The sequence below is a fragment of the uncultured Flavobacterium sp. genome (assembly GCF_963922255.1).
Taxonomy (GTDB): domain Bacteria; phylum Bacteroidota; class Bacteroidia; order Flavobacteriales; family Flavobacteriaceae; genus Flavobacterium.
The window spans coordinates 1-16,005 of sequence record NZ_CAWUIC010000018.1; the positions used below are offsets into that span (position 1 = coordinate 1).

17 protein-coding genes are annotated in these 16,005 nt (G+C 31.1%); 16 read left to right on the forward strand and 1 reads right to left on the reverse strand.

Going from position 1 to position 16,005, the window contains the following annotated elements; genetic code table 11:
* The first annotated feature begins 83 nt into the window (after positions 1-83).
* From AABJ49_RS12715 to AABJ49_RS12785, 15 genes are all read left to right on the forward strand, one after another.
* Entirely contained in the window at positions 84-611 is a 528-nt protein-coding gene (locus tag AABJ49_RS12715; RefSeq protein ID WP_338378662.1) for a Crp/Fnr family transcriptional regulator, read from the forward strand.
* 103 nt (positions 612-714) lie between these two features.
* Positions 715-1,314, forward strand: coding sequence for a GTP cyclohydrolase II (gene ribA / locus AABJ49_RS12720; protein WP_338378663.1), 600 nt, complete (start codon positions 715-717; stop codon positions 1,312-1,314).
* Between the two features lie 73 nt (positions 1,315-1,387).
* On the forward strand, positions 1,388-1,801 hold the full coding sequence (locus AABJ49_RS12725) for a DoxX family protein (RefSeq protein ID WP_338378664.1): 414 nt from the start codon (positions 1,388-1,390) through the stop codon (positions 1,799-1,801).
* Between the two features lie 73 nt (positions 1,802-1,874).
* Positions 1,875-2,711, forward strand: coding sequence for an NAD(P)H-binding protein (locus AABJ49_RS12730; RefSeq protein WP_338378665.1), 837 nt, complete (start codon positions 1,875-1,877; stop codon positions 2,709-2,711).
* 80 nt (positions 2,712-2,791) lie between these two features.
* Positions 2,792-3,619, forward strand: a complete 828-nt coding sequence (gene ygiD / locus AABJ49_RS12735) for a 4,5-DOPA dioxygenase extradiol (protein WP_338378708.1) — start codon at positions 2,792-2,794, stop codon at positions 3,617-3,619.
* A 1,082-nt stretch (positions 3,620-4,701) separates the two neighbouring features.
* Positions 4,702-5,265 carry a TetR/AcrR family transcriptional regulator gene (locus tag AABJ49_RS12740; protein WP_338378666.1) on the forward strand — a complete coding sequence of 188 codons (564 nt, stop codon included), beginning with the start codon at positions 4,702-4,704 and terminating at the stop codon, positions 5,263-5,265.
* Between the two features lie 68 nt (positions 5,266-5,333).
* Entirely contained in the window at positions 5,334-5,891 is a 558-nt protein-coding gene (locus tag AABJ49_RS12745) for a carboxymuconolactone decarboxylase family protein (protein ID WP_338378667.1), read from the forward strand.
* A 126-nt stretch (positions 5,892-6,017) separates the two neighbouring features.
* The gene (locus AABJ49_RS12750) at positions 6,018-6,812 is read left to right on the forward strand and encodes a haloacid dehalogenase type II (RefSeq protein WP_338378668.1); all 795 of its coding nucleotides are present in this window, start codon (positions 6,018-6,020) and stop codon (positions 6,810-6,812) included.
* 226 nt (positions 6,813-7,038) lie between these two features.
* A complete protein-coding gene (locus AABJ49_RS12755) occupies positions 7,039-7,548 on the forward strand; it encodes a hypothetical protein (RefSeq protein ID WP_338378669.1) in 510 nt (169 codons plus the stop codon).
* A 308-nt stretch (positions 7,549-7,856) separates the two neighbouring features.
* The gene (locus AABJ49_RS12760) at positions 7,857-11,840 is read left to right on the forward strand and encodes a PAS domain-containing protein (RefSeq protein WP_338378670.1); all 3,984 of its coding nucleotides are present in this window, start codon (positions 7,857-7,859) and stop codon (positions 11,838-11,840) included.
* Positions 11,841-11,850: 10 nt separating this feature from the next.
* The gene (locus AABJ49_RS12765) at positions 11,851-12,234 is read left to right on the forward strand and encodes a VOC family protein (protein ID WP_338378671.1); all 384 of its coding nucleotides are present in this window, start codon (positions 11,851-11,853) and stop codon (positions 12,232-12,234) included.
* 38 nt (positions 12,235-12,272) lie between these two features.
* On the forward strand, positions 12,273-13,046 hold the full coding sequence (locus AABJ49_RS12770) for an alpha/beta hydrolase (protein WP_338378672.1): 774 nt from the start codon (positions 12,273-12,275) through the stop codon (positions 13,044-13,046).
* 170 nt (positions 13,047-13,216) lie between these two features.
* The gene (locus AABJ49_RS12775; protein ID WP_338378673.1) at positions 13,217-13,636 is read left to right on the forward strand and encodes a MarR family transcriptional regulator; all 420 of its coding nucleotides are present in this window, start codon (positions 13,217-13,219) and stop codon (positions 13,634-13,636) included.
* Positions 13,637-13,638: 2 nt separating this feature from the next.
* Complete coding sequence (locus AABJ49_RS12780; protein ID WP_338378674.1) at positions 13,639-14,061, forward strand: organic hydroperoxide resistance protein; 423 nt, start codon at positions 13,639-13,641, stop codon at positions 14,059-14,061.
* A 32-nt stretch (positions 14,062-14,093) separates the two neighbouring features.
* Positions 14,094-14,729 (forward strand): NAD(P)H-dependent oxidoreductase, encoded by a 636-nt coding sequence (locus AABJ49_RS12785; protein WP_338378675.1) that lies wholly within the window; start codon positions 14,094-14,096, stop codon positions 14,727-14,729.
* 85 nt (positions 14,730-14,814) lie between these two features.
* Here the strand turns inward: AABJ49_RS12785 and AABJ49_RS12790 are convergent, their stop codons facing one another.
* Positions 14,815-15,141 carry a helix-turn-helix domain-containing protein gene (locus AABJ49_RS12790; RefSeq protein WP_338378676.1) on the reverse strand — a complete coding sequence of 109 codons (327 nt, stop codon included), beginning with the start codon at positions 15,139-15,141 and terminating at the stop codon, positions 14,815-14,817.
* 131 nt (positions 15,142-15,272) lie between these two features.
* Between AABJ49_RS12790 and AABJ49_RS12795 the strand changes: the two genes are divergently transcribed.
* A complete protein-coding gene (locus tag AABJ49_RS12795; protein WP_338378677.1) occupies positions 15,273-15,779 on the forward strand; it encodes a VOC family protein in 507 nt (168 codons plus the stop codon).
* The last annotated feature ends 226 nt before the right edge of the window (positions 15,780-16,005 follow it).

Genomic DNA, 16,005 nt, shown 5'->3' on the forward strand with positions numbered 1-16,005 from the left:
TCCTGTTCGGAAAATTAGTTATTTATTTAATAATGCAAACTAAAGGCAAAACGTTGTGCATAATTATAACCCGTCCTGAATAAATGTTTGATGAAATTTTTAAAAATACTGGAAATACAAAATCATTCTCAAAAGGAGCTATTCTTCAAAGTGCTGGTCAAAAATTGGCTAAGGCGTTTTATGTAAAAAAAGGCCTTTTAAAAAGCTATATTATTGATGAAAAAGGAAAAGAACACATTTTTATGTTCGCATCTGAAGGCTGGATTGCTTCAGATATAGAATCTCAAGCCTTTAACAATGAAACAGTACTTTTCATAGAAGCCATTGAAAATTCAGAAATCGTAATTATAGAGGTAAGTGATTTTTCGCAATCAGAAAAAAACATGAATGAGTTTAATTCAATTTTAGAAGCATTAACAAAAAGAATAGGTGTTATGCAAAGACGTATTTTATCGTTAATGAGTGCGTCAGCTAGAGAGCGCTATGAATACTTTCTGCAAACATATCCAGAACTACCCAATCGAATACCTCAAAAAATGATTGCATCCTATCTTGGAATTACGCCCGAAGCCTTGAGTACTATAAGAAACAAGATTACCAAAAAGGATTAAGCACTTCACTTTTATTTATTAATATAGATTAAGGTCTAAAACTATTTAATTAACAACCTTTGCACGGAGCATTTTAATTAGCTAGACATTAATAATTACCACTATGTTATTTCATAAAGAAAAAGTACAGTTTTCTAATACAGCCAAATTACCAACTAAATATGGGGTGTTTAACATTGTTTCATTTAAAAGTGAACAAGATTCCAAAGAACATTTAATCGTCTCTATGGGCGATTTGAGGTCAAAGGATGATGTTTTGATACGCGTGCACTCAGAATGTTTAACTGGTGATGTTTTTACCTCACTAAAATGCGATTGTGGCGAACAACTTGAAGCCAGTTTAAAGTTGATATCAGAAAAAAAAGAAGGAGCCGTTATCTACTTGAAACAAGAAGGACGCGGAATTGGTCTTTTTAATAAGGTAAATGCTTACGCTTTGCAAGACGAAGGGCAAGACACCATAGCCGCCAATCATTCATTGGGTTTTGACACCGATTTAAGAACGTTTGATATCGTTGCCAATGTGATTGATTTTCTGGGTGTTGCATCTATAAAACTATTAACAAATAATCCAGAGAAAATAAATACCATTTCTAAATCTACAGGCATTTCAACAAGTGTGCAGCCGCTTAGAACCGAACCCAACAAGTATAATCTTGACTATTTAACGATTAAAAAACAACAGCTTAAGCACGCACTTTAATTTCTTAATCTACATTAATGCATAACTAGGTTGCATGGATGAAATTTGCACTATTAATTTAAAAACATAAAAAATGACTACAATAGCAAATTCTAAAACCCCAAAAGTATTAAACGTATTACTTTGGATAGCACAAGGCCTTATTGCACTAACCCTAATTTGGGCAGCATACGCAAAATTGTTTCAACCTATTGAAGAAACTGCAAAAATGCTACCATGGGCATTGGATAATCCTGGGCTACTTACATTTACAGGAATCATAGATTTACTTGGTGGTATAGGGATCATTTTACCAGCAGCTTTTAAAATACAGCCCAAACTATCTGTTTTTGCTGCTTACGGAACCATTGCTCTTATGATAGCTGCAAGTATATTTCATATTTCAAGAGGAGAAGCATCACTTATCGGAATGAACATTTTCTTCTTTATACTTGCTGCTTTTGTGGTTTGGGGTAGAACTAAAAAAGTACCTTTTTTAGTAAAATAGTTTTTTTAAACTACCTCATTTCTGAAAATATAAATCAATTTAAAAATACTGATTTCAACTAAATTTTATAATCATGTCAGAAAAAGCAATAAAAAAAATAGCAATATTAGGAGCTAGCGGATTAGTAGCTCGAGAAACAATAAAAGCGTTTGGTAATGCAGGATTTCAACTCAAACTTTTTTCTCGAAACATTGATGCTAAAAAGTTTACCAACCATGAAATTGTACAAGGAGATGTCTTTAAAGATTCCGACTTGGAACTAGCTATTAAAGATTGTGATGCCATACATATCACCTTAGGACAATTAGACGAGTTCGGTGCTGTACAAAGAATTATAAAAGTCGCTAAGAAAAACAACATAAAACTCATTAGTTATGTAAGTGGTGCCACAGTATGTAAAGAAAATACTGCTATGCCCTTCATAAAAGCTAAATATGAATCTGAACAACTTCTTAAATCAAGCGGAATTCCGTATATGATTTTTAGACCTACGTGGTTTATGGAATCATTGGCATTAATGATACAAGATGGGAAAGCCAATGTAATAGGTAAACAACCACTAAAAATCAGGTTCATTGCATCCGAAGATTTTGGTAAACGTATAGTCAATGCCTATCAAAACACAGAAAACTTCAATCAAGAATTCACTACCTATGGTCCAGAAGGATTGACCATAAAAGAAGCTTTAGAACAATATATAAAAGTAAAGCATCCAAACATTTCAAAAGTTAACAATGCACCATTTTGGATACTTAAATTAATGGCTTCTATAACAGGCAATAAAAAACTCAAGGAAATTATTCCTGTGTTTGAGTATTTCGAGAAAACAAAAGAAGCAGGAAATCCTGATAGTTCAGACCGCCTACTTGGAAAATCAACCACCACTTTACAAGAATGGCTATCTAAATAGTTTAGTGTACAAATGTAAAAATCATGAATAGAATAGAATTTCTCAAATTACTAGGATTACTCCCATTAACTGGTTTAGGTATGAAAATAAATGATTTAACTAAATTATCGGATGAGCTACCAAAAACAGAAAAAATGCCTGTGCTTTTTTTAGGCCACGGTAGCCCAATGAATGCGATTGAAGAAAATGAATTTGTTAGAGGTTTTAGAGATATTGCCAAAACAATACCAACTCCTAATGCTATACTCTGTGTGTCTGCCCACTGGCTTACAAATGGCACTAAAGTGACAGCTATGGAAATGCCAAAAACAATTCACGACTTTGGTGGTTTTCCACAAGCCTTATTTGACGTTCAATATCCAGCGAAGGGAATTCCGTCACTCGCTCAAGAAACCAAAACACTTTTATCGCCCGCCTTGGTAGAGTTAGATGAAAAATGGGGTTTAGACCATGGTGCTTGGAGTGTAATAAAACACCTTTATCCAGAAGCTAATATACCCGTAATTCAATTGAGTATTGATTACAACAAATCTCCTCAACAACATTATGAATTAGCACAACAATTACGAAGCCTTCGAAATAAAGGAATTTTAATAATAGGCAGTGGTAATATTATTCACAATTTAGGCATGATTGATTTTGCCAACGCACATAAAGACGATTATGGCTATGACTGGGCAGTTGAAGCAAGATCAACTATCAACAACTATCTACTCCAAGGCAATTACCAACCACTCATAGATTACCACAAGCAATCAAAAGCTTTTCAATTGGCAATTCCTACACCGGATCATTATTTGCCATTAATCTACAGTCTTGGGCTTCAAGAAAAAGGAGAGTCTATAAACCTTTTTAATGACAAACTTTTAGCTGGAAGTTTAAGTATGACAAGTTTAAAAATTTCGTGAAAGATGATACATAATAGTTAACTTTAAAACAATTTCCTCTGGAGAGTAGTTTATAAAAAGGCAACAGCTAACAATGGTAACCGTTGTACAATTCCTAACTTATTAATAAAAATTAAAAATCATTTTTTTTTGACCACTTTAAATGCAATTTTAAAGTGGTTTATTTTTAACACACACCCAAAATTCTAAAATTTGAAGTGCTTATAATTGAGTTTTTCTAGCGATAAACATCATTTTTCTAAATTGTTTTTTTTTGTTTTGAAAGCCAGTAAATCAGCACTTTAAACCCTTTTTTCCGTTACTAATTTGTTCTGTTCATTAAAAATAATAAGTGTCAATTTTGATATATTAATTCTGACTTTTTCTGTTGTTTTTTTATATACTTAACGATTCAATTAATTTGATTCATCTTAAACTTTGGAGGAAAATGCACTTATTTAATATGGTTTATCAATCCAAGATGATTATATTAAAAATATACCAAAACAAGATGAATTAATGGTTGTTAACAACCGTATTTATATTTCTTTAGTTCTGATTAGCGTCTGAATAACATCAAAGTAAATTTCTTTTCCTTTATAAAACTCTCTTGGTCCATTAATAAATTTATCACATATTCCTAATAAAGATTGTTGACTAATTTTTGGTATTTCAAAGTAATTGTAAATTATATTATTTTCTTCAGGAACATAAATGACTTTAAAGGCTGAATTATAATTTAAACCATTTACCCTTTATATTATTACTTTTATTAAATCTATATATCTTTTTTTTTTTATCTGTTTCAGAATTATCTAAATAAAATAAATCCTATGCCTCTTTATTATTAGCCTCTCAACTAACCGTTTTTTTTAAGTATTTTTTGACATTCCACTTTTAATTTTTCATATTCTTCTTTATAATTCAAAAATCATTATTAGGAAAACCTTATACAATTATCAAACGTCTGAAAAAGAAATAATTTTAACGTTCCTTTGAGAACACCTTTTCCGGATCAAGTAAACGTATAAATTTAAAATATTCGTTAAAACACTTTATTATTACTAACTGATTGTTTAGTTTTGTTTTTTTATGTAATAAAAATGCCTAGATCAAAAAATTATAACGAGGAAGAAGTAATAGAAAAAGCTATGTATTTATTTTGGCGAAATGGTTATGAAACTACGTCAATGCATATGCTTGAAAAAGAAATGGGAATTAATAAATTTTCCATTTACTCTAGCTTTGGCAGTAAAAACGGGGTGTTTCTTGAGAGTTTAAAATGCTATAAGCAAAAGCTAAATAGTCTCTTAAATACTTTGAAATGTTCTGAAAAAGGTATGTTAGGTATTAAAGAATATTTCTATGACTTTATTGATTTTACAAAAGAAACAGAATTTGGAAAAGGTTGTTTGGTAACAAATACTGTAAATGAAATTGGAGCAGGAGCAGACCAACAAATCAAAGATGCTCTAATGCAGTTTACACAAGATGTAAAGCAAGTATTCAGAGAAACTTTAAGTAAAGACAATTCTATTGATTTCGAAAACATTGAAAAACTAACGGATTTTTTAATAATATCGATGTTTGGATTATCTTCAGCTACCCGAATTTTTACTCAAAAACAGCTAATTAATTACATTGAAAATATTTTTTTAAACAAGTAACATTTTTTTAACTCATAACTAACCATTTGTTTAGTTATAAAATACAAATCACTATTAAAATTTAAATTATGACAACTTTAAAAGTTCACAACATCGAAACTGCCCCAGAAGAGAGTAAAGGTTTATTAGAACAATCTCTAAAACAAAATGGCATGATACCGGGTTTACATGGAGTATTAGCAGGATCACCAAATATTTTAGAAGCTTATCAAAATTTACATAGACTGTTTTTAGCTTCATCTTTTGACAAGGATGAAAAGACTGTTGTTTGGCAAACTATTAATGTGGAACATGAATGTCATTATTGTGTACCTGCTCATACCGCTATTGCAAATATGATGAAAGTTGATGCATCATTGAGCGAAGCATTGAGAAACGGTACACAAATGCCAACAGAAAAATTGCAAGTTTTACACGATTTTACTTTAAAGATTGTTCGCAATCGTGGGCAAGTTACAGCGGATGATTTGAATACTTTTTATGAGGCTGGTTATGGAGAAAGACAAGTTTTGGAAATCATTTTAGGATTATCTCAAAAAATAATTAGTAATTATACTAATCATATTGCTAATACACCCGTAGACGCACCTTTTCAAAAATTTGCTTGGAAAAAAGAAACAATATAAATTAAATATTTGGATGTTTAGACCAAATGGTTTGCATCTTCTTATCAAGTAAGAAATTATCATCTAAAAAATTGTCGTGTAGAAGAGTATTATATCGATAATAAATTACTTAAAATTATAATACAAATGCAAAATAATAGAAGAAGTTTTATAAAAAACCTTGGAGTATTAGGAACTACATCAATGATGGCTCCTTCCATTGTGATAGGACAAACAAACACAAATACTATGAAAACAATTAAAAAAGAAAGACCAAAAGTTTTGTTTTTTGATGTTAATGAAACCTTATTGGATTTAACACAAATGAAACAACAGGTCGGTAAAGCTTTGAATGGCAGGGAGGATTTACTTTCTCTATGGTTTACAACAATGCTACAATACTCATTAGTCACTACTGCTAGTGGTCAATATGAACATTTTGGAAATATCGGTGCAGCTAGCCTACAAATGGTTGCCGCAAATAATGATATTACAATTACAGAACAAAAATCACGTGAAATAATTATTAACGCTCTTCGAGGTTTACCTGCTCATCCGGAAGTAAAAGAGGCTTTAGGTCAACTTAAGGAAAACGGATATAAACTAGTCTCTTTTACAAATTCATCTAATGAGGGTGTTAAAAAACAATTTGAAAGTGCTGGATTAACGGAGTTTTTTGATGAGCGATTAAGTGTAGAAGAGGTTGGAAAATTCAAACCATTTAGGGAAACTTATGAATGGGGAGCTAGAAAAATGGGAATTAAACCTAATGAAGCCATGCTAATTGCAGCACATGGCTGGGATGTAGCAGGTGCCTTATGGGCAGGTTGGAGAGCCGCATTTATCAGTCGACCAGGTCAACAAATTTTTCCATTAGCACCAACAACGGAAATTATTGAATCTGATTTAAAAAAAATAGCAGATCTCTTAATTAAATTGTAAGGAATAGCTATAAACGCGTAGAGTTTATGCATAAATGGATGTTTTAATAAATAATATAAAGAAAAACAAGACCATTATGAAGTTGAAAAATTCATGAATTATAAAATCTTTGTGATTTTGTAATAACTCTGTTGGTAAATTTAAAATTTTAATTTACATTTGTTTGTCATTATTTTGATGATTAAGTTATTTAAACACAACCTTACACTAAAATAAACCTTTTATTATGAAGCATATTTCAATATTTTTAACCCTAATTTGTTTAACCATTGGACAATTTTCATTTGCATGTGATTGTAATAGTCAAGATGAATTTAAGACTGTAGCTCCTACAACAGAATTTGTTGCCTTGGTTAAAGTGAATAAATATTTGACATATAAAAATATTTATGGGGAACAAATTCCAATTTCTATGGAAGTTGAAGTGGTTGAAATATATAAAGGAGAAGAAAAAAGAAGAAAAATTACCGTTTGGGGTGGAGATGTAAACATTTGTAGACCATTTTTAACTAAATTTAAAGAAGGACAACATTTTGTGATTGCTTTTAGTAAGGTTAATACAAACTCTCAAGAACCAACACATAAAGGAGAAAAAAGTTCAGATTATATTATTGAAAAATGTGGAGAGAGATGGTTGTCTGTTGATGATTCAAAAAAAACAGCAACTAATTGGATAACAGAAGACACTGTTACTTATGATTTGAAAGAGTTAAAAGCATTTTTTAGAAAAGAATAATTTTTTATTTAGTTTATAAATAGAACAATCTTAAAAGAGGTATTTTACCAATTTTAAGATTGTTTTTTTTTTGGCCCATTTAGAGTAAAATAATTTTATTAGTGTATAAAATCTTGATAAAAAGTCTCTATAAAAAATTATACTTATTATCTAACTTTAAAGTAGATTTCAAAAAAATGTTTTTATATTTGTTTAAATGGTTTAGTCATTTATATTTTTTAACTTACTATTTACATCAATTTACTATGGTTCTATGATTTAATGTCATTTTAAATAAAATTTATTATTTACTTCATATAAATAACTTAATGGAAAGCAAAACTAAAATACCTTATTTCCTTAAAGGTGGTAGTGAAATGGGAAATCTCATTAGAGCAAAAGATTGGAGTAAAACTCCCATAGGTGATCCACTTAATTGGCCACAAAGTTTACAAACTATGGTTTCGGTTATGCTTGAAAATCCATTTGGAATGTATATTGCTTGGGGAAAAGAATATACTCAAATATATAATGATGGATATCGTCCGATACTTGGCACAACCAAACATCCTGATGCATTAGGTAGTAGTACTAAACAAACATTTTCAGAAATTTGGGATATTATAGGATCTATGTTTGATGATGTCATGCGGGGAAAATCAGTAAGCTTTTCAGATTTCATGCTCCCATTAGATCGGAATGGTTATGTAGAAAATTGTTGTTTTGATTTTGCTTATAGTCCTATTAGGTTAGAAAATGGTGAAGTTGGAGGTGTTTTGGTAACCGTTACCGAAACTACCCATAAGAAAAAAGTTGATGAAGCAATATTAGATAGTAAGAATCAATTAGAGTTTGCTATTGAAGCAACACAATTAGGAACCTTTGACTATAACCCAATTACAAATACATTTACTGCAAACAATAGGGTAAAAGAATGGTTTGGTTTATCCAATGTAGATGAAATTAATCTGACAGATGCAATGAAAGCTATTGCAGCAGCAGATAGAGAAAGAGTTATAAATGCATTAATGTCTGTTTTACATTCTAATTCAGGTGAAATACTTGATTTAGAATACAGTATTATAAATCCAAATACGAACAAACAAATTACAGTGCATGCTAAAGGTAAAGTGTGGTTTAATGATGAACATATAGCTTATCGTTTAAACGGAACATTAGAAGATGTAACCGAAAAGGTAGTTGCTAGAGAAAAAATTAAGGAAAACGAACAAAACCTTCGATTAATGATTCTTCAAGCACCTATGGCTATTGCAATATTACGTGGTCATGATTATAAAGTAGAAATAGCTAATAAATTTGCTTTGGAACTTTGGGGAAGAACAGAAGAGCAAGTAATAGAATTACCGCTTTTTGAAGCAATGCCTGAGCTTTCGACTCAAGGAATAAAAGTTTTTTTGGATGATGTAGTAAAGACAAGAAATCGATTTGCTACACAAGAAATGCCGGTTCAAATAAAAAGAAACAACGTTTTAGAAACAGTATATATTAATTTTTCTTTTGATGCGCTTTACGATTTTGAAGGAAATGTTAATGGCATTATGGCTATTGGTTTTGATGTAACGGCTCAAGTTGCTGCAAGAATAAAAGTAGAGGAAAGTGAACAAAGCATTCGTGCATTAGTAGAAAGTGCTCCTTTCCCGATTGGTGTTTATGTCGGTAAAGAATTACGAATTGCTTTGGCTAACCAATCCATAATGGATGCTTGGGGAAAAGGAAATGATGTTGTTGGAAAATTATATACAGAAATACTGCCCGAACTCGAAAATCAACAAATATTTGAACAGCTTCAAGGAGTTCTTAGTTCAGGTATTGCCTTTCATGCTAAAAATCAACGTGTAGATCTTCTTATTGATAACCAATTAAGAGCTTATTATTTTAACTATAGTTTTACACCTTTATTTGATTCAACAGGAAATGTATATGCTGTAATGAACACGGCAGCTGAAGTAACAGAACTTCATGAAGCTAAACAGAAAGTAGAAGAAAGTGAAAAACGCTTTAGAGATTCTGTCGCACAAGCACCTCTTGGCATTGCTATTTTTAGAGGCAAAGACTTTATTACAGAAATGGCTAATAAAAATTATTTATTATTAGTTGATCGTAAGGAAGAAGAATTTATTGGCAAACCACTATTTGATGCTTTACCAGAAGTTAAAGACTTAGTAGAACCTTTGTTTCATGAAGTTATTCGTTCAGGAGAACCTTTTTATTCTCCAGAATTACCTGCTACTTTAAATCGTTATGGCAAGATGGAGCAAGCGTACTTTAACTTAGTATATCATCCTCTGAAAGAAGATAATGGTGAAATCTCAGGTATTATGGTTGTGGCAACTGAAGTTACCAATACTGTTAATGCTAAGCATTTATTAGAGGAAAGCGAAACCCATTTTAGAACAATGGTTATGCAGTCACCTATACCTATGACTATACTTAGAGGTAGTAATTACATCATTGAATCGGCCAACAAAGTAATGTATGAAAATATATGGCGAAAAAAAGAAAGTGATATTCTAGGAAGATCGATAATTGATGTTTTTCCTGAATTAAAGGAACAAAAATATCCTGAATTGTTACACAAAGTTTATTCCACAGGAATTTGTCATACTGAAAAAGAATCTGAAGCCTTTGTAATGGGTGATGATGGAATGAAAAAGTTTTATTTAGATTTTGAATATAAAGCACTCTACGGCCCTGATGAAAAGGTTTCTGGGATTATGATTACGGTTAATGATGTGACGGATAGAGTAGAAGCCAGATTGAGAATTGAACAAAATGAAGAACGATTAAATGTCGTTATTGATGCCAGTGAATTGGGTGTTTGGGAACTTAATGTAAAAACAAAAGAAACTATAAGTTCGAAGCGTTGTCAGGAGATTTTTGGTGTTTTTGAAGAGGAATATGTTCCACATACAGAATTATTGAGACATATTCATCCAGATGATGTTGAACCAAGAGAAAAGTCATACGAACTTGCTTATCAAACAGGAATTCTGCATTATGAAATAAGGATAAACTGGGAAGATGGTAGTACACATTGGATTGAAACAAAAGGAAAAGTTTTTTATGATACAGAAAATAAACCAGATAGAATATTAGGAACAAAACGTGATATAACGCAAGAAAAACAATTTCAACAGCAACTACTTGAACGTGAAGAAAAATTCCGTTTATTAGCCGATTCGATGCCACAACATGTTTGGACGGCTGATCCTGAAGGTAATTTAAATTATTTTAACCAATCTATAATCGACTTTTCAGGAATGAGTTTAGAAGAAATAGAAAAAAAAGGATGGTTGGATATAGTGCATCCAGATGATAGACCTTTAAACATTCATGAATGGACAACTTCAATTCAAACCGGTAAGGATTTCTTATTAGAACACCGATTTCGTAAATACAATGGTGAATATAGATGGCAACTAAGTAGAGCTATTCCGCAAAGAGATAAAGATGGTAAAATTACTATGTGGGTTGGAACCAGTACAGATATTCAAGACCAAAAAATGTTTGCTTATGAGCTCGAAAAACAAGTTACTGAAAGAACAAAAGAACTACATCAAAAAAACACAGATCTTGAAAAAATGAATAAAGAATTGCAGTCTTTTGCCTATATTTCTAGTCATGATTTACAAGAACCCTTGCGTAAAATTCAAACGTTTGCATCGCTATTAAATGAAAAGGAACATAAAAATCTGTCTGATTCAGGAAAAGATAAGTTTCATCGTATGCAAAAAGCAGCGAATAGAATGCAAACCCTTATTCAAGATTTATTAGCTTATTCAAGAACAAATACACAAGAGCGTATCTTTGAAAGAACTAACTTAAAAAACATTATTGACGAAGTTAAAGAAGATTTAAGTGAAGAAATATCCAAAAAGAAAGGAACTATTGAAATAGGACAAATGTGTGATGTAAAAGTGATTCCTTTTCAGTTTAGACAATTGCTTTTTAACCTTGTAAGTAATGCGTTGAAATTTGCTAAAGACAATCATCCTCCAATTATAAGAATTGATGGTGAAATTGGTTTAGGATCAAAATTCAAAAATAAAAAATTGGTAAAAGACGCTACTTATTGTCACATACAATTTACAGACAACGGAATTGGTTTTGAACAAGAATACAGTGAAAAGATATTTGTAGTGTTCCAACGTTTGCACGGAAAAGAAGAATATAATGGAACCGGAATTGGTCTTGCTATCGTTAAAAAAATTATTGAAAACCATAAAGGTGTCATTGTTGCAAAAGGAGAGCTAAACAAAGGAGCTACTTTTGACATTTATATTCCCTCTTAACTAATAAAATATGCAATATAAACCACAAAATTACAATTCGCTTTCACCCTATTTAATTGTAGATGATGCTGATAAGTTAGTTAAACAACTACTTTTAATTTTTGAAGCCAAACAATTGAGGAGATATGATCATGAAAATGGAAGAATTGCTCATGTTGAATTGCAATTAGATGACAGTGTATTGATGATTAGTAACAGTACAGCAAACTATCCAGCTCACACTACTATGCTACATTTTTATGTTCCAGATGTTTTTAAAACCTTTGACTTGGCTATCAAAAATGGCTGTGAGCTCATAGAAAAACCTATAAATAAAGGAGATGACCCAGATACTAGAGGTTCATTTTATGATTTAGCAGGTAATTATTGGTCGATTAGCACACAACAATTTTAAGATCTTATCTTAGTATTTTCATTGTAATACAAAAATAAATGACAAATGTAAAATCATTTTCTGTTGCTGATATTGCTATTAATAGATACGAGATTCATTCCGGAAAACCCACAATTGTTTTTTTACACGATTCTTTAGGTTGCATCGAATTGTGGAGAGATTTTCCAGAAAGAGTAGGAGCTTTGACCCAATGCAATGTACTTGTCTATGACCGACAAGGCTATGGAAAATCCTGTGGTTTCTCGTATGAAAAAAGAGAAAACAACTATTTAGAATTGGAAGCCGATATTTTAATTGATTTATTAAACTTTTGGAATATTGAGCAACCTATACTTTTTGGGCATAGTGATGGTGGTTCGATTGCGTTGTTAGCTGCTGCCAAATATCCCGAAAAAATACAAGCCATCATCACAGAAGGTGCTCATGTTTTTGTAGAAAATATTACGATAAATGGTATTAAACAAGCGATTACACTTTATGATACAGCTGATTTAAAAACCAAATTGGAAAAGTACCATGGAAACAATACAGAAGCTATGTTTTGGGCTTGGGCAAACACTTGGACCACTGAAGAATTTCGTACTTGGAATATAGAACACTTTTTGCCCGCTATCCAATGTGCGACTTTGATAATCCAAGGAGAACAAGATGAATACGGTACTTTAAAACAAGTGGAAAGTATAATTGAGCAGGTGAGTGGTACTACTGAAAAATTAATTATTCCTAAAATTGGACATACACCTCATAAAGAAAATCCTGAAGTTGTTTTGGAAAAAGTAAAACTGTTTATTCAAAAAGTCCAGAAAGTTTAAAAGAGTTGATATATCTAGAATTGGTAGTTTTTCTGTCTCCAATTTAATTTTAATTCGGTTTGATTTTGGTTTAACTTTTTATAAACATACGTTAAAATACTATTAATCTTTCACAATTAAATTGTGTACAATTTAATTAGTCTTTACATTTGCATTGTCAAACTTAGAATATGAAAGATCCATTACATTTAAGCGAACAAGTTTGTTTTCCTGTTTATGCTTTTGCTAAGGAAATCATTAATCAATATAGACCTTTTTTGGACGAATTGGACTTGACCTATCCACAATATTTAGTGTTATTGGTTTTGTGGGAACAGCAAGAGCAAACGGTTAACGAGTTAGGTGATAAATTAAAATTGGATAGTGGAACTTTGACTCCTTTATTAAAAAGAATGGAACTTAAAGATTTTGTAGCTAGAAATAGGAGCACAGTGGACGAACGAATTGTGCTGATAACCTTAACTGAAAAAGGTAAGTTGTTAAAAGATAAAGCGGCTTGTATTCCAACAAAATTGATGCAAGCGATGGATGTTTCTGTAGAAGATTTGATAGTTTTAAAAAACATTATTAGTAAAATTTCAAAAAAATAAAGATGAAAACATTGTATTCAACAAAAGCTACTGCAACTGGTGGTAGAAACGGACAAGTAAAAAGTGAAAACGGAATTCTAGATTTAGAAGTTAGAATGCCAAAAGGATTGGGTGGAGCAAATGATGATTATGCAAATCCAGAAATGTTATTCGCAGCTGGTTATTCCGCTTGTTTTGATAGTGCCTTAAACTTAGTTATAAAAAAAGAAGGTATTGCTACTGGAACAACTACAGTTACTGTTAATGTTAGCATCGGTTCGAATGATGCTGGAGGTTTTGGTTTAGCAGCTGAATTGCATGCCAATATTCCAGGGGTAACTTTAGAAGTAGCACAAGGTTTGATAGAAAAAGCACACCAAGTTTGTCCTTATTCAAATGCTACGAGAGGAAATATGCCAGTAAAATTGACAGTTTCTAACGATTAATTAAATAGTATTCAAATAATATATAAATAAAAATGGGTTTAATAGAAGATTTAAATTGGAGACATGCTGTAAAAGCCTATGATTCTTCAAAAAAAGTTAGCAAAGAAGATATTGATAAAATTGTAGAAGCTGCACGATTAGCACCTAGCTCATCTGGACTACAACCTTTTAAAGTGGTAGTAGTTGAAAATCAAGAATTAAAAGAAAAGTTAGTAAAAGGAGCTCTGAATCCAGAATGTATGCGCGATTGTTCACATGTGATTATTTTTGCAGGTTGGGATCGTTACACTGCGGCACGAATTGACAAAGTATATAATCATACTACCGATGAACGAGGTTTAGAAAGAGGTCGTTTTGATAGTTATACTGATAAATTAAAAGAGATTTATGTAGCACAAACTGCTGAAGAAAATTTCGCACATATTGCGAGACAAACCTATATATCTTTAGGTTTAGCATTAGCACAAGCAGCAGAATTAAAAGTAGATAGTACTCCGGTAGAAGGATTTGATAATACTCATATCGACGAAGTATTGGAATTAAATAAATTGGGTTTAAAAAGCGTTTCGTTAATGTATGTAGGTTATGCTGATACACCAAACGATTGGATTGCACCCATGAAGAAAGTGCGAACTCCTAAAGAAGAATTTGTACTTGAATTCAAATAAGAAATAAAACACAACATGTTGGTTAGTATAGAGTTGTGTTTTATTGACAAATCCTGAATCTTAACAAAGTTTAGATTCAGGATTTTTATTTTTTATTAGTGTGTTTTTTCATATCATCTAATCCCCATTGGTCTAAACTTCTTAGAATAGGTTCTAGTGATTTTCCTCTTTCACTTAATGTATATTCTACTTTAGGAGGTACCACAGGAAATATTTTACGGTCTACCAAATTATCTTTTTCTAATTCTCTTATTGTTTGTGTGAACATTTTGTTAGATATTCCGGCAACACTCTTTTGCAATTCCCCCGAACGCAAAGGACCTTCAAGCAGATGAAATAATAAAAGAGGTTTCCATTTATTTCCTATTAAAAGCATGGTGTGATTTAATGGACAATCTATATTTTTTAGCATTATTTTTTATGTTTAAACATTTGTAAATGAACAAATAACCCCTTTAGGTAACTATAGTACTTTATAGTAAGTTATTGTCATAGTGGCAAATATAGTTTAATTTTGCATTATTAAATAAAAAAAAAGAAATTATGAAAGATCAATATCCAAAATCGTTTTCTCATATTGGAATAACCGTTCCCAATATTAATGATGCTGTAAAATTTTATTCTGAAGTTATGGGTTGGTATGTTATTATGGAACCTTCCACTGTTAAAAAAGAAGCCGAAACTGCCATAGGTCAAATGTGTAAAGATGTTTTTGGAGATGATTGGGAATCTTTTGAAATTGCCCATCTATCTACATCAGATGGAATAGGAATAGAGTTGTTTTCTTTTCCTCATGGTGTAAAAGAAGCTCCTGCTTTTAATCCATTTAATACTGGTCTATTTCATTTTTGTATTCAAGATCCTAACATAGAGACTTTAGTTGCAAAAATTGTTGCTCATGGAGGAAAACAACGTATGCCTATTCGTTCTTATTATCCTAATGATAAGCCATATCAAATGTGTTATGTAGAAGATCCTTTCGGAATTGTTTTTGAAGTTTACACGCACAGTTATGAACTCACGTATTCTTCGGGTGCTTATGCTAAATAAATTATTTCATATTTTACAAGACTATTTATACCAAATACATTGTTTGTTTCAATAAGCAAAGTTTTTGGTTTGTTAACTGTTTTTATATGCAATAGACTCATTTTTTTTATTTTTTTCCAAAAAAAATATAATGTAATCATTAATAATTTATACACAAGATATTTGATTTATTTAATTATATAACATCTTTAAAATTAAATATCTTATCTCAATTTACGTTAAACTT

What these genes read in the sequence shown, in the direction of transcription:
- AABJ49_RS12715 (WP_338378662.1), top strand. Translation starts at nt 84, where the DNA reads ATGTTTGATGAAATTTTTAAAAATACTGGAAATACAAAATCATTCTCA.
- ribA (WP_338378663.1), top strand. Translation starts at nt 715, where the DNA reads ATGTTATTTCATAAAGAAAAAGTACAGTTTTCTAATACAGCCAAATTA.
- AABJ49_RS12725 (WP_338378664.1), top strand. Translation starts at nt 1,388, where the DNA reads ATGACTACAATAGCAAATTCTAAAACCCCAAAAGTATTAAACGTATTA.
- AABJ49_RS12730 (WP_338378665.1), top strand. Translation starts at nt 1,875, where the DNA reads ATGTCAGAAAAAGCAATAAAAAAAATAGCAATATTAGGAGCTAGCGGA.
- ygiD (WP_338378708.1), top strand. Translation starts at nt 2,792, where the DNA reads ATGAAAATAAATGATTTAACTAAATTATCGGATGAGCTACCAAAAACA.
- AABJ49_RS12740 (WP_338378666.1), top strand. Translation starts at nt 4,702, where the DNA reads ATGCCTAGATCAAAAAATTATAACGAGGAAGAAGTAATAGAAAAAGCT.
- AABJ49_RS12745 (WP_338378667.1), top strand. Translation starts at nt 5,334, where the DNA reads ATGACAACTTTAAAAGTTCACAACATCGAAACTGCCCCAGAAGAGAGT.
- AABJ49_RS12750 (WP_338378668.1), top strand. Translation starts at nt 6,018, where the DNA reads ATGCAAAATAATAGAAGAAGTTTTATAAAAAACCTTGGAGTATTAGGA.
- AABJ49_RS12755 (WP_338378669.1), top strand. Translation starts at nt 7,039, where the DNA reads ATGAAGCATATTTCAATATTTTTAACCCTAATTTGTTTAACCATTGGA.
- AABJ49_RS12760 (WP_338378670.1), top strand. Translation starts at nt 7,857, where the DNA reads ATGGAAAGCAAAACTAAAATACCTTATTTCCTTAAAGGTGGTAGTGAA.
- AABJ49_RS12765 (WP_338378671.1), top strand. Translation starts at nt 11,851, where the DNA reads ATGCAATATAAACCACAAAATTACAATTCGCTTTCACCCTATTTAATT.
- AABJ49_RS12770 (WP_338378672.1), top strand. Translation starts at nt 12,273, where the DNA reads ATGACAAATGTAAAATCATTTTCTGTTGCTGATATTGCTATTAATAGA.
- AABJ49_RS12775 (WP_338378673.1), top strand. Translation starts at nt 13,217, where the DNA reads ATGAAAGATCCATTACATTTAAGCGAACAAGTTTGTTTTCCTGTTTAT.
- AABJ49_RS12780 (WP_338378674.1), top strand. Translation starts at nt 13,639, where the DNA reads ATGAAAACATTGTATTCAACAAAAGCTACTGCAACTGGTGGTAGAAAC.
- AABJ49_RS12785 (WP_338378675.1), top strand. Translation starts at nt 14,094, where the DNA reads ATGGGTTTAATAGAAGATTTAAATTGGAGACATGCTGTAAAAGCCTAT.
- AABJ49_RS12790 (WP_338378676.1), bottom strand. Translation starts at nt 15,141, where the DNA reads ATGCTAAAAAATATAGATTGTCCATTAAATCACACCATGCTTTTAATA.
- AABJ49_RS12795 (WP_338378677.1), top strand. Translation starts at nt 15,273, where the DNA reads ATGAAAGATCAATATCCAAAATCGTTTTCTCATATTGGAATAACCGTT.